Annotated in this window: 22 protein-coding genes; 10 read left to right on the top strand and 12 right to left on the bottom strand. The window is 70.7% G+C overall.

All coding sequences use genetic code 11. The annotated features are described in order from the left end of the window. Positions 1-21: 21 nt before the first annotated feature. Genes J2Y42_RS05425 through J2Y42_RS05415 form a run of 3 tightly spaced genes read left to right on the top strand, consistent with a single transcriptional unit; the run spans position 22 to position 2,383 of the window. The gene (locus J2Y42_RS05425) at positions 22-852 is read left to right on the top strand and encodes an ATP-binding cassette domain-containing protein (RefSeq protein ID WP_309858034.1); all 831 of its coding nucleotides are present in this window, start codon (positions 22-24) and stop codon (positions 850-852) included. Further along, the gene (locus J2Y42_RS05420) at positions 849-2,102 is read left to right on the top strand and encodes an ABC transporter permease subunit (protein WP_309855699.1); all 1,254 of its coding nucleotides are present in this window, start codon (positions 849-851) and stop codon (positions 2,100-2,102) included. The genes J2Y42_RS05425 and J2Y42_RS05420 overlap by 4 nt, the downstream gene beginning before the upstream one ends. 44 nt (positions 2,103-2,146) lie before the next feature. Further along, on the top strand, positions 2,147-2,383 hold the full coding sequence (locus J2Y42_RS05415; protein ID WP_309855697.1) for a hypothetical protein: 237 nt from the start codon (positions 2,147-2,149) through the stop codon (positions 2,381-2,383). A gap of 124 nt (positions 2,384-2,507) precedes the next feature. On the opposite strand, the gene hemL is transcribed toward J2Y42_RS05415, so the two are convergent. The 11 genes from hemL to hemE all read right to left on the bottom strand — a co-directional run bounded on the left by hemL (position 2,508) and on the right by hemE (position 12,489). Continuing rightward, positions 2,508-3,815 carry a glutamate-1-semialdehyde 2,1-aminomutase gene (hemL, locus tag J2Y42_RS05410; RefSeq protein WP_309858032.1) on the bottom strand — a complete coding sequence of 436 codons (1,308 nt, stop codon included), beginning with the start codon at positions 3,813-3,815 and terminating at the stop codon, positions 2,508-2,510. Continuing rightward, positions 3,812-4,738 carry a porphobilinogen synthase gene (gene hemB, locus J2Y42_RS05405; RefSeq protein WP_309858029.1) on the bottom strand — a complete coding sequence of 309 codons (927 nt, stop codon included), beginning with the start codon at positions 4,736-4,738 and terminating at the stop codon, positions 3,812-3,814. The genes hemL and hemB overlap by 4 nt, the downstream gene beginning before the upstream one ends. A gap of 145 nt (positions 4,739-4,883) precedes the next feature. Then, entirely contained in the window at positions 4,884-5,684 is an 801-nt protein-coding gene (locus J2Y42_RS05400) for a uroporphyrinogen-III synthase (RefSeq protein WP_309855695.1), read from the bottom strand. Further along, the gene (gene hemC / locus J2Y42_RS05395; RefSeq protein WP_309855693.1) at positions 5,681-6,682 is read right to left on the bottom strand and encodes a hydroxymethylbilane synthase; all 1,002 of its coding nucleotides are present in this window, start codon (positions 6,680-6,682) and stop codon (positions 5,681-5,683) included. The genes J2Y42_RS05400 and hemC overlap by 4 nt, the downstream gene beginning before the upstream one ends. Then, positions 6,679-7,860 (bottom strand): ferrochelatase, encoded by a 1,182-nt coding sequence (locus J2Y42_RS05390; RefSeq protein ID WP_309855691.1) that lies wholly within the window; start codon positions 7,858-7,860, stop codon positions 6,679-6,681. The genes hemC and J2Y42_RS05390 overlap by 4 nt, the downstream gene beginning before the upstream one ends. After that, positions 7,857-8,588 carry a hydrogen peroxide-dependent heme synthase gene (gene hemQ, locus J2Y42_RS05385; RefSeq protein ID WP_309855689.1) on the bottom strand — a complete coding sequence of 244 codons (732 nt, stop codon included), beginning with the start codon at positions 8,586-8,588 and terminating at the stop codon, positions 7,857-7,859. The genes J2Y42_RS05390 and hemQ overlap by 4 nt, the downstream gene beginning before the upstream one ends. Before the next feature lie 49 nt (positions 8,589-8,637). After that, complete coding sequence (locus tag J2Y42_RS05380) at positions 8,638-8,853, bottom strand: DUF3618 domain-containing protein (RefSeq protein ID WP_309855687.1); 216 nt, start codon at positions 8,851-8,853, stop codon at positions 8,638-8,640. Next, positions 8,843-9,328, bottom strand: coding sequence for a phage holin family protein (locus tag J2Y42_RS05375; protein WP_309855685.1), 486 nt, complete (start codon positions 9,326-9,328; stop codon positions 8,843-8,845). The genes J2Y42_RS05380 and J2Y42_RS05375 overlap by 11 nt, the downstream gene beginning before the upstream one ends. A gap of 37 nt (positions 9,329-9,365) precedes the next feature. Then, positions 9,366-9,686 (bottom strand): hypothetical protein, encoded by a 321-nt coding sequence (locus J2Y42_RS05370; RefSeq protein ID WP_309855683.1) that lies wholly within the window; start codon positions 9,684-9,686, stop codon positions 9,366-9,368. An 8-nt stretch (positions 9,687-9,694) separates the two neighbouring features. Beyond that, a complete protein-coding gene (gene hemG, locus J2Y42_RS05365; protein ID WP_309855681.1) occupies positions 9,695-11,356 on the bottom strand; it encodes a protoporphyrinogen oxidase in 1,662 nt (553 codons plus the stop codon). Continuing rightward, positions 11,341-12,489, bottom strand: coding sequence for a uroporphyrinogen decarboxylase (gene hemE / locus J2Y42_RS05360; protein ID WP_309855680.1), 1,149 nt, complete (start codon positions 12,487-12,489; stop codon positions 11,341-11,343). Before hemE ends, hemG begins: the two co-directional genes overlap by 16 nt. Before the next feature lie 98 nt (positions 12,490-12,587). Between hemE and J2Y42_RS05355 the strand changes: the two genes are divergently transcribed. From J2Y42_RS05355 to J2Y42_RS05335, 5 genes are all read left to right on the top strand, one after another. Continuing rightward, positions 12,588-13,892 (top strand): glutamyl-tRNA reductase, encoded by a 1,305-nt coding sequence (locus tag J2Y42_RS05355; protein WP_309855679.1) that lies wholly within the window; start codon positions 12,588-12,590, stop codon positions 13,890-13,892. A gap of 40 nt (positions 13,893-13,932) precedes the next feature. Continuing rightward, entirely contained in the window at positions 13,933-14,562 is a 630-nt protein-coding gene (locus J2Y42_RS05350) for a GNAT family protein (RefSeq protein ID WP_309855678.1), read from the top strand. Between the two features lie 63 nt (positions 14,563-14,625). Next, positions 14,626-16,014: a glycine--tRNA ligase gene (locus J2Y42_RS05345; protein WP_018189158.1), complete on the top strand. Its 1,389-nt coding sequence runs from the start codon at positions 14,626-14,628 to the stop codon at positions 16,012-16,014. Between the two features lie 64 nt (positions 16,015-16,078). Then, positions 16,079-18,679 carry a DUF2156 domain-containing protein gene (locus J2Y42_RS05340; protein ID WP_309855675.1) on the top strand — a complete coding sequence of 867 codons (2,601 nt, stop codon included), beginning with the start codon at positions 16,079-16,081 and terminating at the stop codon, positions 18,677-18,679. Between the two features lie 45 nt (positions 18,680-18,724). Then, complete coding sequence (locus tag J2Y42_RS05335; protein ID WP_309855673.1) at positions 18,725-19,783, top strand: NAD-dependent epimerase/dehydratase family protein; 1,059 nt, start codon at positions 18,725-18,727, stop codon at positions 19,781-19,783. On the opposite strand, the gene J2Y42_RS05330 is transcribed toward J2Y42_RS05335, so the two are convergent. Beyond that, positions 19,747-20,943: a PrsW family glutamic-type intramembrane protease gene (locus tag J2Y42_RS05330; protein WP_309855671.1), complete on the bottom strand. Its 1,197-nt coding sequence runs from the start codon at positions 20,941-20,943 to the stop codon at positions 19,747-19,749. The genes J2Y42_RS05335 and J2Y42_RS05330 overlap by 37 nt on opposite strands. Before the next feature lie 121 nt (positions 20,944-21,064). Between J2Y42_RS05330 and J2Y42_RS05325 the strand changes: the two genes are divergently transcribed. Then, entirely contained in the window at positions 21,065-21,466 is a 402-nt protein-coding gene (locus J2Y42_RS05325; RefSeq protein ID WP_309855669.1) for a hypothetical protein, read from the top strand. Positions 21,467-21,482: 16 nt separating this feature from the next. After that, a complete protein-coding gene (locus J2Y42_RS05320) occupies positions 21,483-23,459 on the top strand; it encodes a M13-type metalloendopeptidase (RefSeq protein ID WP_309855667.1) in 1,977 nt (658 codons plus the stop codon). Positions 23,460-23,470 lie beyond the last annotated feature (11 nt).

The following is a 23,470-nucleotide window of genomic DNA, read 5'->3' as shown; positions in this document are numbered from 1 at the left end:
TCGAAGGAGAACGCCGTGACCATGGAATCCGCGATCGTGGACGAGGAGCGGTCCTCCCGCCGTCCCGTCCTCTCCCTGCGGGGGGTCTCGAAAGGGTTCGGCGCCGTCCAAGCGCTCACCGGCATCCACCTCGACGTCTACCCCGGAGAGGTCGTCGCCCTGGTCGGCGACAACGGCGCCGGCAAGTCGACGCTCGTCAAGATCCTCGCCGGCGTCCACCCGCAGGACGCGGGGACGATCGAGTTCGACGGCCAGGAGGTGAACATCCCCTCGCCCGCCGCCTCCCGGCAGCTCGGCATCGCCACCGTCTTCCAGGACCTCGCCCTGTGCGACAACCTCGACGTGGTCTCCAACCTCTTCCTCGGTCGCGAGATCAGCAAGGGAACGCTCGACGAGGAGGAGATGGAGAAGCGGTCGTGGAGCCTGCTCCGGCAGCTGTCGGCCCGCATCCCCTCGGTCCGCATCGCGGTCGCTTCGCTCTCCGGCGGACAGCGGCAGACCGTCGCGATCGCCCGATCGCTGATCGGCGACCCCCGCGTCGTCATCCTCGACGAGCCGACCGCCGCCCTCGGCGTCGCGCAGACCGCCGAGGTGCTCAACCTCATCGAGCGGCTGCGCGAGCGCGGGCTCGGCGTCATCCTGATCAGCCACAACATGGCCGACGTGCAGGCCGTCGCCGACCGCGTCGCGGTGCTGCGCCTCGGCCGCAACAACGGCGACTTCCGCGTGCCGGAGGTCAGCTACGAGGAGATCATCTCCGCCATCACCGGCGCGACCGACAACGTCGTGGTGCGTCGCGCCGAACGGCTCATGGAGGCCGAAGAATCCCCCGAACGGAGCCCGGAAGCATGACAAAGGCACCAGAGACGCCGGCCGAACTGGCGGCGGACCTCCAGGACGAGCGGATCATCCGCGACGAAGGGCTCGGCGGAGCGGTCCGCGCCTTCGGACGCCGGGTGCGCGGCGGCGACCTCGGATCGCTGCCGGTCGTCATCGGACTCGTCGTGATCTGGGTCGTGTTCCAGATCCTCAACCCCAACTTCCTCAGCGCGAACAACCTGGTCAACCTGACCCTGCAGTGCGCCGCGATCGGCACGATCTCGATCGGCATCGTGCTGGTGCTGCTGCTCGGCCAGATCGACCTGTCGGTCGGGTCGGTGAGCGGTGTCGCCGCGGCCATCCTCGGCGTCGGCTTCACCCAGCTGCACTGGCCGCTGTGGCTCACCGTGATCGTCGCGATCCTCGCCGGTTCGGCGATCGGTCTGCTCTACGGCTTCCTGTTCACCCGGTTCGGCGTCCCGAGCTTCGTGATCACGCTGGCCGGTCTCCTCGGCTTCCTCGGCCTCCAGCTGTGGATCCTCGGCGCGAACAGCTCGATCAACATCCCCTACGACTCGTGGATCGTGAAGTTCGCGCAGCAGTGGTTCCTCCCGCCATGGGCGGCGTACGCCCTGGCGGTGATCGCGGCGGGCGGGATGTTCTTCTCCGATTTCCGGCGCAACGTCCGGCGCCGCAACGCCGGTCTGTCGGAGGGGTCGATGACGGTCGTCGCCCTCAAGGCGGCGCTGCTGCTCGTCGGGCTGTGCATCAGTGTTTGGTACCTGTCCACCGACCGCGGCACGGGCGCGATGTTCCTGTTCTTCGTCGTGCTCGTGATCGTGATGAACTTCCTGCTCACGCGCACCCGCTGGGGCCGCTCGGTCTTCGCGGTCGGCGGCTCGGTGGAGGCGGCACGTCGAGCCGGTATCCGCGTCAACCGCGTCTTCATCAGCGTGTTCATCCTGTGTTCGACGTTCGCGGCCGTCGGCGGCCTGCTCGCCGCCGCGCGCCTGGCGTCGGTAGGAGCGGGGTCGGGCGGAACCGACACCAATCTGAACGCGATCGCGGCGGCGGTGATCGGCGGGACGAGCCTGTTCGGTGGACGCGGCTCCGCGTGGTCGGCGCTGCTCGGCATCCTGGTCATCCAGTCGATCTCGAACGGTCTGACGCTCCTCAACCTGGACTCGTCGTACCGCTTCATGATCACCGGCGCCGTGCTGCTGCTCGCCGTGATCATCGACTCGCTGTCGCGGCGCTCGAGGGCGTCGCACGGCCAAGCCTAGGGACTCCGGTCCCGTCCTCCGGGCGGGCGTGGGAGAGTGGTGGGATGACCCGGACCACCACCTTCCGCGCCCGCCTTCTGCGTTTGGGCGCGGAGCCGCAGACGGTGACCGTCCGCTCCTCGTCGGACGCCCCTCCTCGCACGCTCCGGCGTGCGGCCGGCGGCGGCGGGACGCTCAACTTCGACGTCTACGCCCTGCTGGATGCGGACGGCTGGCCCGCGTCCGCGACCTACACCTACGTGGAATCCCTCTCGCGCGAACCCGCCGCCCCCGACGCCTGAGCCCCCCCTCCCCCCCTCCCTCGCCTCTCCGGCGTCGAGGTGCACGTTGTTGCGGTCGACACGCCGTGGGAGAGCGCAACAAGGTGCACCTCGGCGAAGGGGGTTGCGGAGGTGGCGGGGCGGGTTAGACGGCGGGCGTGGCGGCGGCCGCGGCGCGGGCGGCGGCCGGGAGGGCGTTCAGGATGCGGTCGACGGCTGCCGCGTCGTGCGCAGCGGTGACGAACCACGCCTCGAAGACGCTCGGCGGCAGCGAGACGCCCTGGTCGAGCATCGCGTGGAAGAACGCACGGTAGCGGTACGCCTCCTGCCGCTGCACTTCCGCGTACGTGCGTGGGGCCCGGTCGAAGTCGCCGAAGACGACGCTGAACAGGTTGCCCGCGTGCTGCACCCGGTGGGCGACTCCGGCGTCCGAGAGCGCATCCGAGACCCCCGACGACACCGTCTCCGCGACAGTATCGAGGCGGTCGTAGACGGCCTCGTCGGCGTTCGCCAGCGTGGCGAGACCGGCGGCGACCGCGACCGGGTTCCCGGAGAGGGTGCCCGCCTGGTACACCGGACCGGCCGGCGCGAGGAAGTCCATGAGCTCCGCGCGTCCGCCGAGGGCCGCCAGCGGCATCCCGCCGCCGATGACCTTGCCGAACGTCACCAGGTCGGGCGTGTAGCCGCGGTCGAGCCCCCAGAAGCCGGCGTCGCTGACGCGGAAACCGGTCAGCACCTCGTCGAGGATGAGCAGAGCGCCGAACTCGTGGGCGAGGTCGGTCAGCGCGGCGTTGAAGCCCGCGTCCGGCGGGACGACGCCCATGTTGGCGGCGGCGGCCTCGGTGATGACGGCGGCGATGTCGGGGCCCTGCGCCTCGAAGACCGCGCGCACCGCATCCAGATCGTTGTACGGGAGCACGATCGTCTGGGCGGCCGTCGCCTCGGTCACGCCCGCAGAGCCGGGGAGGGCGAGGGTGGCAAGACCCGAACCGGCCTCGGCCAGCAGGCTGTCCGAATGGCCGTGATAGTGCCCGGCGAACTTGATGAGCAGCGGCCGGCCCGTGAACCCGCGGGCGAGGCGGATGGCGCTCATCGTCGCCTCGGTGCCGGTGGACACCAGCCGCAGCTTCTCGATGAACGGGACACGGCCGATCACGGCCTCGGCGAGCTCGGTCTCGGCGGGGGTCGACGCGCCGAAGGACAGGCCGCGCGCGGCCGCCTGCTGTACCGCATCCACGACGGCAGGATGGGCGTGGCCGAGGATCGCCGGACCCCACGACGCGACCAGGTCGACGTACTCGCGGCCGTCCGCGTCGGTGACGTACGGCCCGGAGGCCGACACCAGGAAGCGCGGGGTTCCGCCGACCGAGCGGAAGGCGCGAACCGGCGAGTTCACACCGCCCGGGATGACGCGCTGCGCCCGCTCGAACTGCTGCTCGTTCTCGTCGTTCATCGCAGCCACCCGGCCACCTCCGTCGCCCAGTAGGTCATGATCGCGTCGGCGCCGGCGCGGCGTGCACCGATCAGCGTCTCTTCGATGATCCGGTCGCGGTCGATCCAGCCGTTGGCCGCCGCGGCCTCCACCATCGCGTACTCCCCCGACACCTGGTACGCCCAGACCGGGACGTCGCTGATCGCGGCGACATCGCTGAGAACGTCGAGGTAGCTGAGCGCGGGCTTCACCATGAGGATGTCGGCGCCCTCCTCCAGGTCGAGCCGCGCTTCGCGCAGGCCCTCCCGACGGTTCGCCGGGTCCTGCTGGTAGGCGCGGCGGTCGCCGGAGAGCTGCGAGTCGACGGCCTCGCGGAACGGCCCGTAGAAGCCGGACGCGTACTTGGCCGCGTAGGCCAGGATGACGACATCCGTGTGCCCGGTCTCGTCGAGGGCCTCGCGGACGGCGGCGACCTGGCCGTCCATCATCCCGCTGAGGCCGAGGAGCTGCGACCCGGCCTCCGCCTGCGCGACCGCCATGTCGCGGTAGCGGACGAGGGTGGCGTCGTTGTCGACGTGGCCGCGCGCATCCAGGACCCCGCAGTGGCCGTGGTCGGTGAACTCGTCGAGGCACAGGTCGGTCTGGACCACGAGCGCGTCGCCCACCTCGTCGGCGAGCACCCGCGTCGCGATGTTGAGGATGCCGTCGGGATCGGTCGCTCCGGAGCCGATGGCGTCGCGCTCCTCCGGAACTCCGAAGAGCATCAGACCGCCGACGCCGGCCTCCGCCGCCTCGTTCGCGACGCGCTTCAGCGAGTCGAGGCTGTGCTGGGAGACGCCGGGCATCGAGGCGATCGGAACGGCCTCGGTGGCGCCCTCGCGGACGAAGAGCGGGAGGATCAGCTCGGCGGGGTGGAGGCGGGTCTCGGCGGTCAGCCGGCGCATCGCCGGGGACTGCCGCAGCCGTCGCGGCCGGATGACGGGATGCAGTTCACTCACTCACATCAGCCTACGCCCGGCGAACTGAGCGTCCTCCCAGCTAACAGCTCCGGACTTTTTCGCGCGAATGCGTTGCGGGAAGCCGAAAAACTCAGGAGTCGTCGGCGTCGCGGGCGCGCGCCTGCGCGACCTGCACGACCGCGTCGATGAGGGATGCGGCGGTGCGCTCGGCCGCGATGACATCGACCCGGAGGCCGAAGGAGCGGGCATCGCGCGCGGTCTGCGGACCGATGGCCGCGATCAGCGTCGACTCCGGGACGGGGCCAAGCTGTTTCTGCACCTGCTCGGCGACCGAGCCGCTGGTGACCAGGATCGCCTGCACGAGCCCGTCGCGCACGTCGGTGATGACGTTCTCGGGAACAGGCACCCCGACGGTCCGATAAGCGACGACCGATTCGACATCGTGCCCGATGCGACGCAGCCCCTCGGTGAGGAGGGGCTTCGCGATCTCGGAGCGGAGGGTGAGGATGCGCAAGGGGAACGCGCCCTGGGTGGCCGCCTCCCATTCGGCGAGCAGGCCGCGGGCGGAGTTGTCCTCCGACGGCACCAGGTCGACGTGATAGCCGGCGGCGGCGAGTGCGGCGGCGGTGGTCTCGCCCACCGCGGCGACCCGTGTCGTGGGCGGGACGACGGCGCGCTGGGCGCTGAGCACATCCACCGTCGTGGCGCTCGTGACCGTCATCCAGTCGAACTCGCCCTTCGCCAGCCGGGCGAGGGCCGCCTCGAGTGCTGAGGCGTCCGCCGTCGGCGCGAAGTTGATCATCGCGGCGACGACCGGCGATGCGCCCTTCGCCCGCAGGTCGGCGGCGACCGAGTCGCCCCACGGACCGCCGCGCGGCACGAGCACGCGCCAGCCGGCGAGCGGCTTCGGGGTCGGAGCGGTATTGGTCATCGATCGCTCCCGAGTGGAGCAAGCGACGCGGCCCCGGCCTCCAGCAGCTCTGCGACGACGCGGGCGCCCACATCCTGTGCGGCCTCGTCGAGATGGGCGGCGCTCAGCGAGTCGGGGGTGGCGGCGTGGGATGCGGTGAGCTTCTCCGTGCCGTCGGGCCGGTACACGGTCGCCGTGAGGAAGAGCAGGCCGTCGTCGACCAGCGCAGTCGCGCCGATGGGAGCGGCGCATCCGGCCTCGAGACCGGCGAGCACGTGCCGTTCGGCGGTCACCGACGCATGCGTGGTGACGTGGTCGACCGCAGAGAGCGCCCGGGCGATCGGACCGCGGCCCTTCTCGTCTCCGGCGCGGACTTCGAGCGCGAGCGCTCCCTGGCCGGGAGCGGTCGGGACGAGCGACAGCGGGAAGTAGTCGGTCACGGCGTCGAGACGGCCGAGACGGCTGAGGCCCGCGGCGGCGAGCACCACCGCATCCAGCTCACCGTCGGCCACCATGCGGAGGCGCGTGTCGACGTTGCCGCGCAGGTCGACGACGTCGAGGTCGGGGCGCTGGGACTTCAGCTGGGCGACGCGGCGGGGAGACCCCGTGCCCACGCGGGCGCCCCCGGGGAGTGTCTCGAGCGTCAGACCCTCGCGCGCGGCGAGCGTGTCGCGGGCATCGGCCCGCTTGGGGACGGCACCGATGACGAGCCCGGGTGCCGGCGCGGTCGGGAGGTCCTTGAGCGAGTGCACGACGAGGTCGACCTCGCCGGCGTGCAGGGCGTCGCGCAGGGCGGTCGCGAACACGCCCGTGCCGCCGAGTTGAGCCAGCGACTCGCGCGACGTGTCGCCGTGGGTGGTCACCGTGACGAGTTCGACATCCAGCCCGGTCGCGCGAGCGATGGACTCGGCGACGGCCGTCGTCTGCGCGACCGCCAGCGCGCTGCCGCGGGTGCCGATGCGCAGCACTCCCTCGCGACGCTCCGCGGCGCCGTCGACCCTCGTCACGGTCCCGGTCACGGCGCCAGCCCCGCAGCGGCGGGCTTGAAGCCGAGCCGGACGTTCTCGCAGCAGCCGGGCCGGCACACGTCATACCAGGGGCCGAGCGACGTCATCGCCGGACGCTGGTCGACCGGGACGGCGTCGCGACGCTCGAGGACGAGGTCCACCAGTCCCTTCACATACGCCGCGTGGGTGCCGGGAGTGGGCACGCGGACGGCGACCAGGCCGTTCTCGTCGCTGGTCTCCATCGCCTCGTTGTCGAGATCCCAGAGGACCTCCATGTGGTCGCTGACGAAGCCGAGCGGCACGATGACGACAGCCTTGATCCCGAGCGCGGGGAGCTCGGCGATGCGGTCGTTGATGTCGGGCTCCAGCCACGGCATCGACGGCGGGCCCGAGCGGGACTGGTAGACCAGATCCCAGCCCACGGTGCCCCCGGTCGCGGCGTGCGAGACGACCTCGGCGACCGCGAGGTGCTGCGCCGCATAGGCGCCGCCCTCGCCGAAGCCGCGCTCGGCCGGCCCGGACTTGGCCGCGTCGGTCGACGGGATGGAGTGCGTCGAGAACAGGATGCGCACCTCGGTCGCCGGGTTGATGCCCGGCAGCTTCTGCTGCAGCTCGTCGATGGCGTTCTTGACGCCCTCGATGAACGGCTCGACGAAGCCCGGATGGTCGAAGAACTGGCGCACCTTGTCGATCTGGATGCGCCCCTCAAGTCCCGTGGCCTCCAGCGCGCCCGCGAAGTCCTCGCGGTACTGCCGGCAGCTCGAGTACGAGGAGTACGCGCTCGTCGCGATCGCGATCAGCTTCGTGAAGCCGCGCTCGTCGGCCTCGCGGAGCGCGTCGGCGAGGTACGGGTCCCAGTTGCGGTTTCCCCACAGCACCGGCAGGTCGATGCCGCGCTCGGCGAGCTCCGCCTCCAGGGCCGCCTTGAGCTCGCGGTTCTGGTCGTTGATGGGGCTGACCCCGCCGAAGTGACGGTAGTGGTGGGCGACCTCTTCGAGCCGCTCCTCCGGGATGCCGCGGCCGCGCGTGACGTTGCGGAGGAAGGGGATGACGTCGTCCTGCCCCTCCGGGCCGCCGAATCCTGCGAGCAGGATGGCGTCGTACGCGGTCGGCTCCGTCACGTGCTCGGGGCCCGCGGCCGCAGCCGGGGTCGCACCCAGCACGCGCTGGGTGGTCTGCGCATCCGTCACTGCAGGACCTCCACGACCTCGGCCGGCTGGATGCGGCGCCCGGTGAAGAACGGGACCTCTTCGCGCACGTGGCGACGCGCTTCCGTATAGCGGAGCTCGCGCATCATGTCGACGAGGTCGGTGAGCTCGTCCGCCTCGAGGGGAAGGATCCACTCGTAGTCGCCGAGGGCGAACGAGGCGACGGTGTTCGCGAGCACCGACCGGAAGGCGGCACCCTTTCGTCCGTGCTCGGCGAGCATCTTGGACCGCTCCTCATCCGGAAGCAGGTACCACTCGTAGCTGCGCACGAACGGGTAGACGCAGAGCCACTCCTTCGGGTCCTTGCCCCGGAGGAAGCCGGGGACGTGGGACTTGTTGAACTCGGCGTCGCGGTGAACGCCCATGGCGTTCCAGGTCGGGAGGAGCGCCTTCAGCAGTCGCGTGCGACGCAGCTGGCGGAGTCCCCACTGCAGCGCCTCGGCCTCGGGGCCGTGCAGCCAGATCATCACGTCGGCGTCGGCGCGGAGGCCGGAGACGTCGTAGAGTCCGCGCGTCGTGACGTTCTGGAGCTCCATGTCGGCGATCACGCCTTCGAGCTCGGAGACGGCGGTCGGAACGTCCGTGCCGTCGAGGTCGTCCGGTCGGGCGGGATCGCGGCGCAGCACAGCCCAGAGCGTGAATCCGGTCGGGGCGTCGGTGGGGGTGTCGGGGGTGGTCGACTCTGCCGGAACGGCAGCCGGGGTACTCATACCCACAGTCTCCCTCCCAAACCTGAGAAGGCCAAAAACGCGGAGGCGCTCACCGTCGGACGAGACGGACGACGCCCCACACGGCGAGGGCGGTCGCCGCGACCGCCGCGGCCGCGATCCCGGCGAGGGCCAGCGGGTTGTCCCGGCGCAGCCGCTCGACGGTCTCGGCCGCGCGCTTCGGCACGTTCAGCTTGTACTCGATCGCCTCCACCGTTGCGGCGAGCTCGGCCCGCGCCCGGTCGACGTCGCTGCGGTCAGTTGTCATACTTCCCCAGTCCCTTCAGCGCGTCCGCGTCTTCCTTGATGCTGTCGATGGTCTGCGAGGGGGCGACGCCGTCCATCTTCTTGAACGAGCGGATGCCGACCAGCGCCAGGATCACGGCGATCACGACGAGCGCGCCGAAGACGATGAGCGCGGCCGCCCAGGCGGGCAGCGCGACCGCGATGCCGAGGATCGCCGCGGCGACCAGGGTCGCGAACGCGAAGAACAGGAAGAAGGCGGCCCCTGCGAGGAGCCCCATGCCGACGCCGGCATACTTCGCCTTCTCGGCGAACTCGGCTTTGAGGTGGTTCAGTTCGGCCTTGAGCAGCTCGACGATCAGCCGGGGCAGATCGGAGATCAGCTGGACGAGAGGCCGGGACTTCGCCTGTTCCGCTCGGGCGCGCTGCCCGGGCGTCCGCACCTGCTGCGGTCCGGTCGCGCCGGCAGCGCCTGCGGCTCCCCGCTCACGGTCGGTCATCGGCGTCTCCCCTCGTCGCTTCCGTACAGTACTCCCGTCAGGACGACGTGTCGCTGCGGCCGTCTCCCGCGCGGATGGCGGCCTCGGCGGCGGGCGACGGATACGGCGCCCGGGCCTCTCGGCGGCGGCGGTTCGCCTGCACGACGAGCTTCTTCACCGTGATGTACGCGGTCTCGGGGAACTCGCCGACCTTCTCGGACACGAAGTCCTCCACCGCGTGCACCTGCTTCTGCACGCTCGGCGACTGCCAGGCCTGGGCGGCCGCGGCCTTGATCTGGTCGTAGCGTTCCCGTCCGGCGCGGGCGCCGAGCACGTAGCCCACCGCCGCTCCGGCGATGAAGAGGAGTTTGCCGCGCATTCCGTCTCCTAAGTCTCGAGTCCCTGTTCGGTGGTTCCTGAGCTGTCCGCGTGGAGTGCGGCCGTCAGGGCCCTCCAGCGTAGACCTCTCGCGCGCTCGGCAGTCCGGCGCGCATCCGGGATGACGGAGGTGAGGCCCGTACCGGTCAGCCAGGACCCGGTGACCTCGAGACCCTCGACGCCGTCGACCTCGGTGCGGACCCGCTGGATGCGTTCCCGCTGCCCCACTGTCGCATACGGGAGGGCGTTCGTCCAGGGGGTTCGGGCGAATGCGGCCACGGCGGATTCCGCGATCGGAATATTGAGAAGCCGGGACGCGTCGGCGACCGCCAGAGCGCGCAGTCCGGCGTCGTCCAGGTCCCGCGTCTCCGCCGCGCGACCGGCGCGTCCGTAGGAGAGCCGGACCACATGGCGGCCGGGTCCGGCGGCCTGCGCGACCCAAGCCCACTTCGCGCTGGAGTGGGTCATCGCCTTGGCGCGCACATCCGTGCCGGGAACATCAGCGACGAGCACACCCGTCCCGACCGGCGTGGTCGAGAGGCGGTCGTCGTCGATCACGAGGGTCACCAGCTCGACGCTGGAGGCGGCGGGCCAGTCCAGGCCCGCGAGGTCGGCGAGATCGCCTGTGTCGCCCGGCGCCGTCTCGAGTGCGGGGAGGAGCCGCAGCGAGGCGTCGGCCGGAGCGGCGAGCACCACGACATCGGCCGGGAGTTCGTGGCCGTCGGCCGTGCGCACGACCCAACGGGCCGGGCGGGGCGCCTCCGCTTCCGGGACGGTCGCCGTCGCCTCGTCACCCGCGAGCGACTCGGCCAGCACCGACTCGACGACAGCGCGCGCCGTCTCCTCGGCGTCCGGCGCGCTCCACCGGTCGATGGCCGCGACCGCGGCGCCCGTGCGAACCGTCCCGCCGCGCGCCTCGACGTCTGCGGCGAGCGCCTCCGGCAGCCGCCACATCCCGCCGCGGATCCCGCCGACCGCGCTTCCCGCCTTCGACGCCGATCGCAGTTCGCCGACCGCGCCGGACAGCGAGCCCAGCCGGGTGAGCGCGGAGTTGAGCCCCGGGGCGACCACTTCGACATCCAGCTCGTCGGGTGCGGCCGAGTACACGCCGGTCGCGACCGGGGCCACGAGGAGGTCGAGCACTCTGCTTCCCATGCGCTTGCGGACGAGCGTGCCGAGGCGACGCTCCTTGCCGATCTTCAGCACCGGCATCAGGCGGTCGAGGTACGCGCGCAGAGCTCCGGGCCAGCCGATCGCCGCTACGACATCCTTGGCCAGCGGCGAGCTCGGGATGCCGAGCAGCCCGGCCTTCGGGAGGGGAACCGAGCGGCTCCCGTGGCGCACCCAGGCACCGGAGGGGTTGGGCTGCACCACGTCGTCGTCGAGACCCAGGTCGCTGAGGAGCTCGGCGACGTGGCCGCCTCGGGTCGCGAAGCTCTCGGCACCCGCATCCAGCGTCATCCCGCCGAGGGGAAGCGGCGCGACACTGCCGCCGACGCGGTCGGAGGCCTCGAGGAGGGTGACCTCGAACCCTGGACGGGCGCACTCGCGGGCGACCACGAGCCCGGCCATTCCTCCGCCGACGACGACGATCCGCGTGGGCGGCGCTTCGACAGCATGGCGGATCTCCTCGCCGATGTCGTCGCCCTCGCCGCTCACTCCGGTCGCCACCCGTGCACCAGCTCGACGACGCGCGTCAGAACAGTGGGGTCGGTCTCCGGCGGGACGCCGTGACCCAGGTTGAGGATATGCGCGGGCGCCTCGCGGCCGCGGTCGAGCACATCGCGGACGTGGGCTTCGAGCACCGGCCACGGCGCGTCCAGCATCGCCGGGTCGACGTTCCCCTGCACCGGCACGACGTGCCCGAGACGGCGGCTGGCCTCGTCGAGCGGGATGCGGTAGTCGACACCCACCGCATCCGCCCCCGCCTCGTGCATCGCCTTGAGCAGTTCGCCGGTTCCGACACCGAAGTGCACGAGCGGGACGTTGCGCACGACGTCGTCGAGCGCGGGCTCGGCGTCGCCGGCTGCCGCGGTGCGGGGAAGCTCGTACGCCAGGTCGCGGACGTGCGACAGCGCGCGCGCCGAAGCGGGAGCCACGTGCGTCACATAGTCGTGGAGCGACAGCGAACCGGCCCAGGAGTCGAAGAGTTGGGCGGCGCTCGCGCCGGCGAGCACCTGGGCCCGGAGGAACGCACCGGAGACGTCTGCGGTCCACTCCATCAGGCGAGCCCATGCTTCCGGATCGGCGTGCATGAGGGTCCGGGCGCGGATGTGGTCTTTCGACGGACCGCCCTCGACGAGGTACGCAGCCAGGGTGAACGGAGCGCCGGCGAAGCCGATCAGCGGCGTGCTGCCGAGCTCGGCCACCGTGAGGCGGACGGCCTCCTGGATGGGCGCGAAGACACTCTCGTCGAGCGACGCCGGGTCGATCGCGGTCAGGCGCTCGACGTCCGCCGCCGTGCGAACGGCCTGCGCGAAGACCGGCCCCTTGCCCGGAACGATCTCCACATCCACTCCTGCGAGCTTCAGCGGGACGACGATGTCGCTGAAGAAGATGCCCGCGTCGACACCGTGGCGCCGGACGGGCTGCAGGGTGATCTCGCTCGCCATCGCCGGGTCGAGGCAGGCGTCGAGCATGCGCGTCCCGTCCCGCAGCTCGCGGTACTCGGGCAGGGAGCGCCCCGCCTGTCGCATGAACCATACCGGTGTCACCTCCTGGCGTTTGCCCTGGTACGCCCGGACGAGGGAGCTGGAGGCGGTGAGGCCGGAGGAGAGGGGATGCTCGGAGGCGAGGGTGGTCACTACACGATTGTGCCAGGGCTCTGCCGCGAGAACGCCCGGCTGAAGGGAACCTGGGCCCCGATTCGAGGTTGCTCCGACGCGAGCGTAGGCTTTCCTCCGTGCTTCTGTGCTTCTCGTCGAGTCACCGGACGGCGGACTTCGACCTCCTGGAACGGCTCGAGCGTCACGCTCCGGCCATCACCGCCGCACTCTCGGAGCACAGCGACATCGTCTCGGGCTCGGTCGTCCTGGCGACCTGCAACCGCTTCGAGGCCTACCTCGACATCGACGAGCCGCTCCCTGCCGCCCGTGCCGTGTCCACCGAGGCGGTGCTGGATGCGGTGAGCAGCGCGGCGGGCATCAACCCCGACCGGCTTCGCGGCGCCAGCGCCGTCTACAGCGACCACGCTGTCGCCGAGCACCTGTTCGCCGTGACCAGCGGCCTCGAATCGGTCGTCGTCGGAGAGGGCGAGATCGCCGGCCAGGTGCGACGCGCACTGGAGTCGGCCCGCCGCGACGGATCGGTGACGAGCGAGCTGGAGCGCCTGTTCCAGGTCGCATCGCGCACCTCCCGCGGCGTGAAGAACCGCACCGGCATCATGACGGCCGGCCGCTCCCTCGTCCGCCTCGCCCTCGACCTCGCCGAGAGCCGGGTCAGCGACTGGGCGCAGACCCGCGTGCTGCTCGTCGGCACCGGCAAGTACGCGGGCGCCAGCCTCGCCGCCCTCCGTGACCGCGGCGTGACCGACGTGCGGGTGTACTCGCCGTCGGGTCGCGCGGCGAAGTTCGCCCTCTCGCACGACATCGCGCCCGTCGCCGCCGACGGGCTCGTCGACGCGCTGGCGGAGAGCGACCTCGTCGTCACCTGCTCGGCCGTCACCGACTACGTCCTGACCCGGCCGCTCCTCGCCCAGGCCGTCGCCCTGCCGGGCGCGGTCGAGCGCCGCCTGGTGATCGACCTCGGGCTCCCCCGCAACGTCGACCCGGCGGTCGCCGAGCTGCTGGGCGTCGAGCTGCTCGACCTCGAGACCATCAGCATCCACGCGCCGCTGACCGAGCTGCAGGCCGCGGATGACGCCCGCAGCATCGTGGACGCGGCCGCCGCCGAATACCGGGCGCAGACCGCCGAGCAGGAGGTCACTCCGGCCCTCGTCGCCTTGCGCAAGCACGTCTTCGACGTCCTGGACGCCGAGATCGAGCGCGCCAGGAGCCGCGGGGACGGCAGCGAGCAGACCGAGGCGGCTCTGCGCCACCTGGCCGGAGTCCTGCTCCACACCCCGTCGGTCCGCGCGCGCGAGCTCGCCCGGCAGGGCGACGCCCAGTCCTTCATCGACGGCGCCGCCGCCGTCTTCGGCGTGGATGTGGACGCCGAGCGCGCCCGCCCGCGCCTCACCGCCGTCGAGGACGAGTCAGCGGCATCCTGAACCACGCACCATCCCGCACCACACAGCACGAGGAGCGACCGTGAGCGACGAAGAAGCCACCACGACCGCCGTCATCCCGCCGCACGGCGCGACCGGCCTGCCCTACGCCGCCGAGCAGCTGCGCACCGAACGCCTGCTGCTCCGCCCGCTGAACACGGGCGACCTGGAGGACGTGCACGCCTACCAGAAGCTGAAGGACGTCGTCCGCTACCTCTACTGGGAGGTGCACGACCACGACGAGTCGGCGGAGCACCTGCGCAAGCGGATCGCCATGAACCGCCTGGCCGAGAACGGCGACGGCATCGTCTTCGCCGTCGAGCTGGCCGACGCTGAGGGCGGCCGTGGCCGCGTGATCGGCGACATCAGCCTCTTCCTGAAGAACGCGACCTGGGGCAAGTTCGAGATGGGCTGGGTCTTCCACCCCGCCGTCCACGGCGCCGGCTACGCGACCGAGGCGGCCCAGCGGGTGCTCGAGCTCTGCTTCGACACCCTCGGCGCCCACCGCGTCTTCGCCCAGCTCGACGCCCGCAACGACGCATCCGCCCGCCTGTGCGAGCGTCTCGGGATGCGCCAGGAGGCCCTCCTGCGCGAGACCGAGATCTTCAAGGGCGAGTGGTCCGACACCGCCGTCTACGCGATCCTCGAGCAGGAGTTCCGCTCGGCGCGGTGACGGTGCGGCTTCCTCAGTAGGATGGACGGGTCCCCCACACACCCGCACCGCACAGGGAGCACCATGGCCGCACCGTCGAGACTGGATTCCGTCATCACGCTGGCTCAGCACCGTGGATTCGTCTTCCCCTCCGGAGAGATCTACGGCGGAACCCGGTCGGCGTGGGACTACGGTCCCCTCGGCGTGGAGCTGAAGGAGAACATCAAGCGCGAGTGGTGGAACTCCTTCGTGCGCGGCCGCGGCGACATGGTGGGCCTCGACTCGGCCATCATCCTGCCGACCGCCGTGTGGGAGGCGTCCGGTCACGTTCAGGTGTTCAGCGACCCGCTGACCGAGTCGCTCATCACCCACAAGCGCTACCGTGCCGACCACCTGTTCGAGGCGTACGAGGCCGAGCACGGCCACCCGCCGGCGAACGGCCTCGACGACATCCCGGACCCGGATCACCCGGACAAGGTCGGCCAGTGGACGCCGATCCGGCAGTTCTCGGGCCTCATGAAGACCTACCTCGGCGTCGTCGACGACGAGTCCGGCCTGCACTACATGCGCCCGGAGACGGCGCAGGGCATCTTCACCGACTTCGCCTCGGTGCTGCAGACCTCGCGCAAGAAGCCGCCGTTCGGCATCGGCCAGATCGGCAAGGCGTTCCGCAACGAGATCACGCCGGGCAACTTCATCTTCCGCACCCGCGAGTTCGAGCAGATGGAGATCGAGTACTTCGTCGAACCGGGCACGGACGAGGAGTGGTTCGAGACCTGGATCGACCTCGCCTGGGAGTGGTTCACCGATCTGGGCATCAAGCCGGACAACATCCGCCGGTTCGAGCACCCCAAGGAGTCGCTGGCGCACTACTCGAAGCGGACCATCGACATCGAGTACCGGTTCGAGTTCGTCGGCAGCGAGTGGGGCGAGCTCATGGGCGTCGCCAACCGCACCGACTTCGACCTGAAGACGCACATCGAGCACTCGGGCAAAGACCTGAGCTACTTCGACCAGAACAAGAACGAGCGCTACGTGCCCTTCGTGATCGAGCCGTCGTTCGGTCTGACGCGCGCGCTCATGGCGTTCCTCGTCGACGCGTACGACGAGGAGCAGGTGCCGAACGCCAAGGGCGGCACCGACAAGCGCACGGTGCTGCGCCTCGACCCGCGCCTCGCGCCGGTCAAGGTCGCCGTTCTGCCGCTCTCGCGCAACGAGGCCTTGTCCCCGCTCGCCCGCGGTCTCGCAGACCGGCTCCGCAAGCGCCGCAACGTCGACTTCGACGACTCGGGCGCGATCGGACGCCGGTACCGTCGGCAGGACGAGATCGGAACCCCGCTCGCGGTGACGGTCGACTTCGACTCGCTCGAGGACGACGCCGTGACCGTCCGTGACCGCGACACGATGCAGCAGGAGCGCATCCCGCTCGAGGGACTCGACCGCTACCTGGCCGAACGACTCCGCGAGATCTGACCCGCGCGGGCTCCGACATCCTCTAGCCTGTCCTCGGACCGAGCCCAGTGTGACGGAGGCCCGAATGAGCGACGCAGACACCGACCGGACGACGTCGACGCCCCCGAGCGCCGCCACGTCCGACCCGAGCGCCGCCACGTCCGAGGGGACGGCGCACGAGTCCTCCGAGCAGCGCGGCGACGGCTTCGAGCGGATGCTGACCCGCTACGGGCGCATCGCACCGGCCAGCATCGCGCTGGCGGTGGTGGCGCTCGCCACATCCATCGTCACGGGGACGCTGTGGAGCGCCGCGACCGTCGGCGGTGACGCGCTCGTCTGGGCGGCCGGCGTCACCACGACCATCCGGGCCGGCTTCTGGTGGACCCCGTTCACAGCGCTCTTCGTGCCGGAGGACCTCGCGCAGACGATCATCGCGGTCGTGCTCGCCCTCACGGTGATGGCCGCGGCGGAACGACTGATCGGCACGGCCCGCACCGTCCTCGCCTTCCTGGTGACCGGGGTGCTCGGCATCGCGCTCGGTGTGCTGCTGCAGTGGGGCGCCGCGAATGTCGGCGAGCTGTGGGCGACCGCCACCGAGTTCGACTTCACGCTCGACCCGACGGTCGGCATCGTCGGGACGCTGATCACGGCGAGCGCGTTCGCCAGCGCGCTGTGGCGCAGGCGCATCCGGCTGCTCACCTTCGCGGTCGTGCTCGTCTTCGTGCTCTACAACGGCGACCAGAACAACGTCTACCGGCTCATCGCAGCTCTTCTCGGTCTCGGCCTGGGCGTTGTGCTCCGCCGCGGCGGCCTCCGTCGACTGCACCGCAGCTCGCACGCGGAGACGCGCACCCTGGTCGCCGCCGTCATCGCCATCACGGCGTTCGGCCCGCTGCTCGCCCTCCTCCCTCCCGGCGGGTTCGGTCCGCTCTCGTTCGTCGCCGCGCTGTTCGAGCGCCCCGAGGTGGATGTCGCCGCCGTCATGGCGCGCTGCGACGTCTCGTACACGAGCAACTGCCGCAGTCAGCTGCTCATGGTGTCGGTGCAGGGACCCGGACCGCTGCTCCTCTCGATCCTTCCGCTGGCCCTGCTGCTCCTCACCGCCATCGGCCTGCGCCGCGGCCGCCGGTTCGCCCTGATCCTCGGCATCGCGGTCAACGCGGCGATGCTGCTGCTGCCGTTCACCGCGCTCGGCGGCGACATCGACCTGGATGTGCAGAGCATCGAGGCTCTCGCCCCCGCCCTCGAGGTGCTGCTGTGGCTGCTGGCCGCCCTGATCGTTCCGATCGCGTCGATCGCGCTGCTGATCGCCACCCGCCGGCAGTTTCAGATCCGGTCGCCCCGCGAGGCCGCCGTCCGCTTCGCGATCATCGTCTTCTGCACCTTCGCGCTGCTCGCCCTGGCCTACCTGATCGCCGGGCTCGCCTCCCTCACCGAGTTCGTGCCGGACGCCACCGTCGCCGACGTGTTCTCCTCGGCGCTGCGTCGCTTCGTCCCGGCGGGCTTCCTGTCGCTGCTCGGCACCCCGATCGTGCCGACGTCACCGATCGTGCTCGTGCTCTACCACTGGGTCGGTCCGATGTTCTGGATCGTGTTCATCTTCGCCACGCTGCAGCTGTACCGCGCGACGTTCACCGGCCGCACCGTGGCCGACGAGGAGCACTTCCGGTCGCTGCTGCGCCAGGGCGGCGGCGGGACGCTCGGCTTCATGGGCACCTGGCCGGGCAACGTCTACTGGTTCAGCTCCGACGGCGAGTCCGCGATCGCCTACCGGGTCATCAACGGGATCGCGATCACCCTCTCCGACCCGGTGTGTCGGCCGGAGAGGGCGGAGCGGACCATCGCCGAGTTCGTCCAGTTCTGCGACGCGAACAGCTGGACGCCGGTCTTCTACAGCATCCACGGCGAGTACCTCCCGGTCTTCGACGCGCTCGGCTGGCCGACGATGTCCGTCGGCGAGGAGACGCTGATGCATCCGCAGACCTTCGACCTGGTGGGCAAGCCCTGGCAGAAGGTGCGGCAGGCGCACAACCGCGGCGTCAAGGCGCGCATCTCGACGCTCTGGACGACCTGGGACGACCTGTCGCCGCTCATCCAGACGCAGATCACGGCCGTCAGCGAGCAGTGGGTCTCTGAGAAGGAGCTGCCCGAGATGGGATTCACGCTCGGCGGCGTCGACGAGCTCAAGGATCCGGATGTCCGGCTGTACCTCGCCTTCGACCCGGAGGGCGGTCTCCAAGCCGTCACCAGCTGGCTGCCGAGCTGGCGGGACGGTCGTGTGGTCGGCTACACGATCGACTTCATGCGACGCGCGGACGGCTCGATGTCCGGAATCATGGAGTTCATCATCGCCTCGGCCGCGCAGCACATGCGCGACGAGGGCATCGAGGTGCTGAGCCTGTCGGGCGCACCGCTCGCCACGAAGCCTGTCGACGATACCGATGCGGACGAGCCGACGACGATGGACCGGCTCCTCGCGTTCCTCGCACGCACCCTCGAGCCGGCCTACGGGTTCGCCTCCCTGTTCTCGTTCAAGAGCAAGTTCAACCCGACCTACGAGACCATCTACATGGCCTACCCGGACCCGGTCGCGCTCCCGGCGATCGGCAACGCGATCGGCAAGGCGTACCTGCCGGACGCGAATGCGCGCGAGTACGTCGCGCTCGCGCGCACGCTCATCCGCTAGCGTCGCCACTCCGTCCGGGACCGCTCCCCGGGGTACGGTGACCGCATGACCGACACGACGCGCACCGCCATGATCATCGGCGGCACCGGCCAGATCGGTTCCGCTGTCGCCCGGCGCCTCGCGGTCGACGGGTGGTCGGTGCTGCTTGCGCACCGCGGCAGCCACACCGGAGACACTGAGCTCGCCGACCTGGACGTGACCAGCATCCGGCTGGACCGCGACGACACCGACGCGCTGCTCGACCGGGCGCGCGGCCACGACCTCGTGCTCGACACCGTCGCCTACGAGCCGCGCCACGCCGACCAGCTCGCCCAGTTGGCCGGAGACGTCGGGTCGCTCGTCGTGATCTCGACGGGCTCGGTGTACGTCGGAGCAGACGGCGGGTACCTGGATGTGGTGACCGGGCCGGACGACTTCCCGCGCTATCCCATCCCGCTGCGGGAGAGCGACCCGACCGTCGACAACGACAAACGGACGTACTCGCCGCTCAAAGCCGCGATGGAGCGTCGGCTGCTCGCGGTCGACGACCTGCCGGTCAGCATCCTGCGCCCTGGCGCCATCCAGGGGCCGTTCAGCCCCGCGCTCCGCGAGTGGTACTTCATCAAGCGCGCCTTCGACGGCCGGCGGCGCATCGTGCTCTCCGACAACGGGACCAACCGGTTCAGCACCTCATCGACCGTGAACATCGCGGAACTGGTGGCCCTGTGCGCGTCGCAGCCCGGCAAGCGGGTGCTGAACGCGGTGGACCGCGACGACCTCAGCGTCGCCGAGATCGCGCGGATCGTGTTCCGTGCGCTCGATCACGACGTCGAGATCGTCGCGTTCCCCGGGCCCCCGATCGATGCGGTCGGCAGCACCCCGTGGACGGTCGCGCACCCGCTGCTGCTGAGCATGACGGCGGCGACCGTCGAGCTCGGCTACCGGCAGCCGGTGACGTACGCCGATGCCGTGGCGTCGACGATCGACTGGGCCGTGCGCGAGGTGCACGCCGCCGAGCGCCGCGAGGAGACGTGGGAGGCGGTCTTCCCGAACCTCGTCGACCGGGCGCGCACCGATCGCTGGTTCGACTACGCCGGAGAGGATGCGTTCGTCGCCGCGCGCTGATCCGCCGCCTGCTGGTCGGCGGCCTCCTGCTGCGCGGCTGCCTCCTGCTGCGCGGCTTCTTCGTCCGACCTGCGCCGGATCCTCCGGGCGATCAGCAGCCAGGTGACACCGCTGGCCACCACGAACACCAGGTCGAACAGCAGGATGGCGCCACCACGCGCCGCTGCCGGCCACGGCAGGTTCTGCGCCAGCCAGGCCGCTCCGTTGAACATCCCGTGGGCCGCCGCGACGCCGAGGTACGCCAGGACGACCCCGAGCGTCACCCGATAGCGGCCGTTGCGCGTCGCACCGAACACGGCCGCGGTGAGCAGAGCCGTGAACACCGGGTGCAGGAACGGACCCGTGAGCTCCCTGCCGATCGCCGTGCCCACGAAGACGCCGAAGCCCAGCGGGGAATCCTGCCCGCGGGCGAACGCCTCCTGCAGATAGCTGAGGTTCTCGATGACGCTGAACCCGAGTCCGACCGCGCCGCCGACGAACAGGCCGATCCGCGCGTTCTTGACCGGCAGCCGCAGGGCCAGAAGGATGGCCGCGGCCACCTTGACCAGCTCCTCCACCACGCCGGCGAGCACGAGGGCCGCTCCGCTCGGGTGCGACGACGTCCCGCCGCCGAGCAGGTTGATCGCCGTGTTGATGGGGGCGGCGACGAGTGTCGCCGCCAGGCCGCCGACCCCCGCGATGATGACGAGCCGCGAGGCGGACAGTCCGTCGGCAGGCTTCAGACGGTAGGCCATCGTGTAGAGGATGGCGGCGGCCACGGTCGCCGCCCCGGTCACCAGGAGGAACGGGGAGAGCACCGCCGGGCCGTCGTCGTGCGCGTGCGGCGCGATCGCGGTGAAGAGGAGGCTGAACCCGAAGATCCAGAGCCAGATGAAAACGCTGGAGGCCGCGAAGATCCACCCGCCGAACCGGCCGATCCACTTGCGCGGCGGCCTCGCCTTCTTCTCCGGTTGGACGGGCTGGATCTGGACGGGGTACGTGTACGCGGTCCACTCCGCCCCGCTCCACCAGCGCAGCGAGCGCGCGTCGTACGGGTCGCCGTACCAGCCGGGAGGCGGGGTCCAGCCGGGAGGCGGGGTCCAGCCGGCCTCATTCTGGCCGGCGGCGGACTGGCCTGCGTCGGACTGGCCGGCGGAGCTGTCGGACGGTGCGATGGTCACCGGGCAAGCATACGAATTCCGCGCGCCCGCCTCGCCTCCCCGTCCGGGCGACACGGCGAGCCTGCGGCGACGCGCCGAGCCGCCCTGACATCCTGGATGCTGAACACCAGGAGGAAACACCATGCGCTTCACCACTCCGCGCGAGAAGACGATCGTGATCGTCGTCCTCCTCGCGGTGACCCTGGTGCTCGTGCTCCTGTTCGACGCGCTCCACTCGGAGGCCGCATCCATCGTCCTCACCGTGCTGCAGACGCTCGGCTGGTATCTCGTCACACGAGTGTTCCGCGGCCCGGGTGAACCGGTCGCCGCCGCGCGACCCTGGTGGCGCATGACCAACCGGCCGCTGCTGAGCGGTGTACTGGCTGCCGGCTACGGGTTGCTCGCCGTCGTCAACATCGTGCTGTCGTTCGCCGGATTCGGCAGCCTGTCCGGAACAGTGTCGATCCTCGCCGAGCTCGCACTCGGCTCGCTCTTCGCGCTCTCGTACCTGCGGCTGAGCTCGGTGGCCCGCGCCACCGCCTGACCCGTAGGCTGGGCGCATGACGCTCGACTCCGGCATCCGCACCGACGAACTCGACCCGGCCGTCCGTCCGCAGGACGACCTCTTCCGGCACGTGAACGGCAAGTGGCTCGAGGCCACCGAGATTCCCGCCGACAAGGCGCGCTGGGGCTCGTTCATGATCCTCGCCGAGGAGTCGGAGACCGCCGTCCACGAGATCGTCGAGAAGGCGCAGACCGCCGCCGAAGGCACCGAAGAGCGCAAGTTCGGCGACCTGTACACGAGCTTCATGGACGAGGAGCGCATCGACGCTCTCGGCGTGGAGGCGATCCGCGACGAACTGACCTTCGCGGAGGGTGTCGACAGCATCCCGAGCCTGCTTCAGACCGTGGCGAAGCTGGAGCGTCGCGGCCTCGGCGGCTTCTACCAGCTGTTCGTCGACAACGATCCGGGCGACCCGGAGCGCTACCTCGTCTTCCTCGAGCAGGCGGGCATCTCGCTTCCGGACGAGTCGTACTTCCGGGAGGAGCGCTTCGCGCCCGTCCGCGAGGCGTTCGTCGCCCACATCCAGAAGATGTTCGAGCTCGCCGGCTACGACGACGCCCCCGAGCGCGCCCAGCGCGTCTTCGACCTCGAGACCGAGATCGCCGGGAAGCACTGGGACAACGTCGCCTCCCGCGACTCGGAGAAGACGTACAACCTCTACGACTGGGCCGACGCGAAGACCGTGTTCACCGGTGGCGCCGCCGAGGGTCAGAGCGCCGACCTCGACGTCTGGGCGGAGGCGCTGGACGCCCCGCAGGGAGCGCTGGCCGAGGTGGTCCTCCGCCAGCCGTCGTTCACCGCCGGGCTGGCGGAGCTCCTCACCGACGACCGCCTCGAGTCGTGGCGCGACTGGCTGACCTGGCAGGTCATCCACGGCGCCGCTCCGTACCTCTCGGGCGACTTCGTCGAGGCGAACTTCGACTTCTATGGCCGCACCCTGACCGGAACCCCGCAGATGCGCGTGCGCTGGAAGCGCGGCGTATCGCTGGTCGAGGGCGCGATGGGCGAAGCGGTCGGCCGCATCTACGTCGAGAACCACTTCCCGCCGGCCGCCAAGCAGCAGATGGACGAGCTGGTCGCCAATCTGATCGAGGCATACCGCCAGAGCATCCGCACCCTCGACTGGATGGGCGAGGAGACCAAGGAGCGCGCCCTCGACAAGCTCGAGAAGTTCACGCCGAAGATCGGCTACCCCGTGAAGTGGCGTGACTACTCACGCCTCGAGATCGACCCGACGAACCTCGTCGGCAACGTGCGCGCCGCGGCGCTCTTCGAGTTCGAGCGCGAGCTGGGCAAGATCGGCTCGCCGATCGATCGCGACGAGTGGTTCATGACCCCGCAGACGATCAACGCGTACTACAACCCCGGCTTCAACGAGATCGTGTTCCCCGCGGCGATCCTGCAGTTCCCGTTCTTCGACGCCAACCGGGATGCGGCGGCCAACTACGGCGCCATCGGAGCGGTCATCGGGCACGAGATCGGTCACGGCTTCGACGACCAGGGCTCCAAGTTCGACGGTGACGGCCGCCTCGAGGACTGGTGGACGGAGGCCGACCGCGCCGCCTTCGAGGAGCGCACCGCCAGCCTGATCGAGCAGTACAACGCGCTCGCCCCCGCGCAGGTACCCGAACACCATGTGAACGGCGCCCTCACCATCGGCGAGAACATCGGCGACCTCGGCGGTCTGGGCATCGCCTGGAAGGCGTACCTGCTCTCGCTGAACGGCGAGGAGCCGCCCGTGATCGATGGCCTCACCGGCGCCGAGCGCTTCTTCCTGTCCTGGGCCCAGGCCTGGCAGCAGAAGGGCCGCGACGAGGAGGTCATCCGCCTCCTGGCGATCGACCCGCACGCGCCGAACGAGTTCCGCTGCAACCAGATCGTCCGCAACATCGACGCCTTCTACGACACCTTCCAGGTCGGCGACGGCGACCGGCTCTGGCTTCCGCCGGCGGAGCGCGTCACCATCTGGTGAGCCGGCGAGCA

The sequence above is a fragment of the Leifsonia sp. 1010 genome (genome assembly GCF_031455295.1).
Lineage (GTDB): Bacteria > Actinomycetota > Actinomycetes > Actinomycetales > Microbacteriaceae > Leifsonia.
This window is presented reverse-complemented; position numbering and strand designations above follow the sequence as displayed.

Bases quoted from the DNA above. Each gene is read 5' to 3' on its own strand.
- J2Y42_RS05335 (WP_309855673.1), top strand. From the start codon at position 18,725: ATGACCGACACGACGCGCACCGCCATGATCATCGGCGGCACCGGCCAG.
- J2Y42_RS05345 (WP_018189158.1), top strand. From the start codon at position 14,626: ATGGCCGCACCGTCGAGACTGGATTCCGTCATCACGCTGGCTCAGCAC.
- J2Y42_RS05320 (WP_309855667.1), top strand. From the start codon at position 21,483: ATGACGCTCGACTCCGGCATCCGCACCGACGAACTCGACCCGGCCGTC.
- hemB (WP_309858029.1), bottom strand. From the start codon at position 4,738: ATGCGCCGGCTGACCGCCGAGACCCGCCTCCACCCCGCCGAGCTGATC.
- J2Y42_RS05340 (WP_309855675.1), top strand. From the start codon at position 16,079: ATGAGCGACGCAGACACCGACCGGACGACGTCGACGCCCCCGAGCGCC.
- J2Y42_RS05420 (WP_309855699.1), top strand. From the start codon at position 849: ATGACAAAGGCACCAGAGACGCCGGCCGAACTGGCGGCGGACCTCCAG.
- hemL (WP_309858032.1), bottom strand. From the start codon at position 3,815: ATGAACGACGAGAACGAGCAGCAGTTCGAGCGGGCGCAGCGCGTCATC.
- J2Y42_RS05370 (WP_309855683.1), bottom strand. From the start codon at position 9,686: ATGCGCGGCAAACTCCTCTTCATCGCCGGAGCGGCGGTGGGCTACGTG.
- J2Y42_RS05325 (WP_309855669.1), top strand. From the start codon at position 21,065: ATGCGCTTCACCACTCCGCGCGAGAAGACGATCGTGATCGTCGTCCTC.
- J2Y42_RS05380 (WP_309855687.1), bottom strand. From the start codon at position 8,853: ATGACAACTGACCGCAGCGACGTCGACCGGGCGCGGGCCGAGCTCGCC.
- J2Y42_RS05415 (WP_309855697.1), top strand. From the start codon at position 2,147: ATGACCCGGACCACCACCTTCCGCGCCCGCCTTCTGCGTTTGGGCGCG.
- hemQ (WP_309855689.1), bottom strand. From the start codon at position 8,588: ATGAGTACCCCGGCTGCCGTTCCGGCAGAGTCGACCACCCCCGACACC.
- J2Y42_RS05375 (WP_309855685.1), bottom strand. From the start codon at position 9,328: ATGACCGACCGTGAGCGGGGAGCCGCAGGCGCTGCCGGCGCGACCGGA.
- J2Y42_RS05400 (WP_309855695.1), bottom strand. From the start codon at position 5,684: ATGACCAATACCGCTCCGACCCCGAAGCCGCTCGCCGGCTGGCGCGTG.
- J2Y42_RS05425 (WP_309858034.1), top strand. From the start codon at position 22: ATGGAATCCGCGATCGTGGACGAGGAGCGGTCCTCCCGCCGTCCCGTC.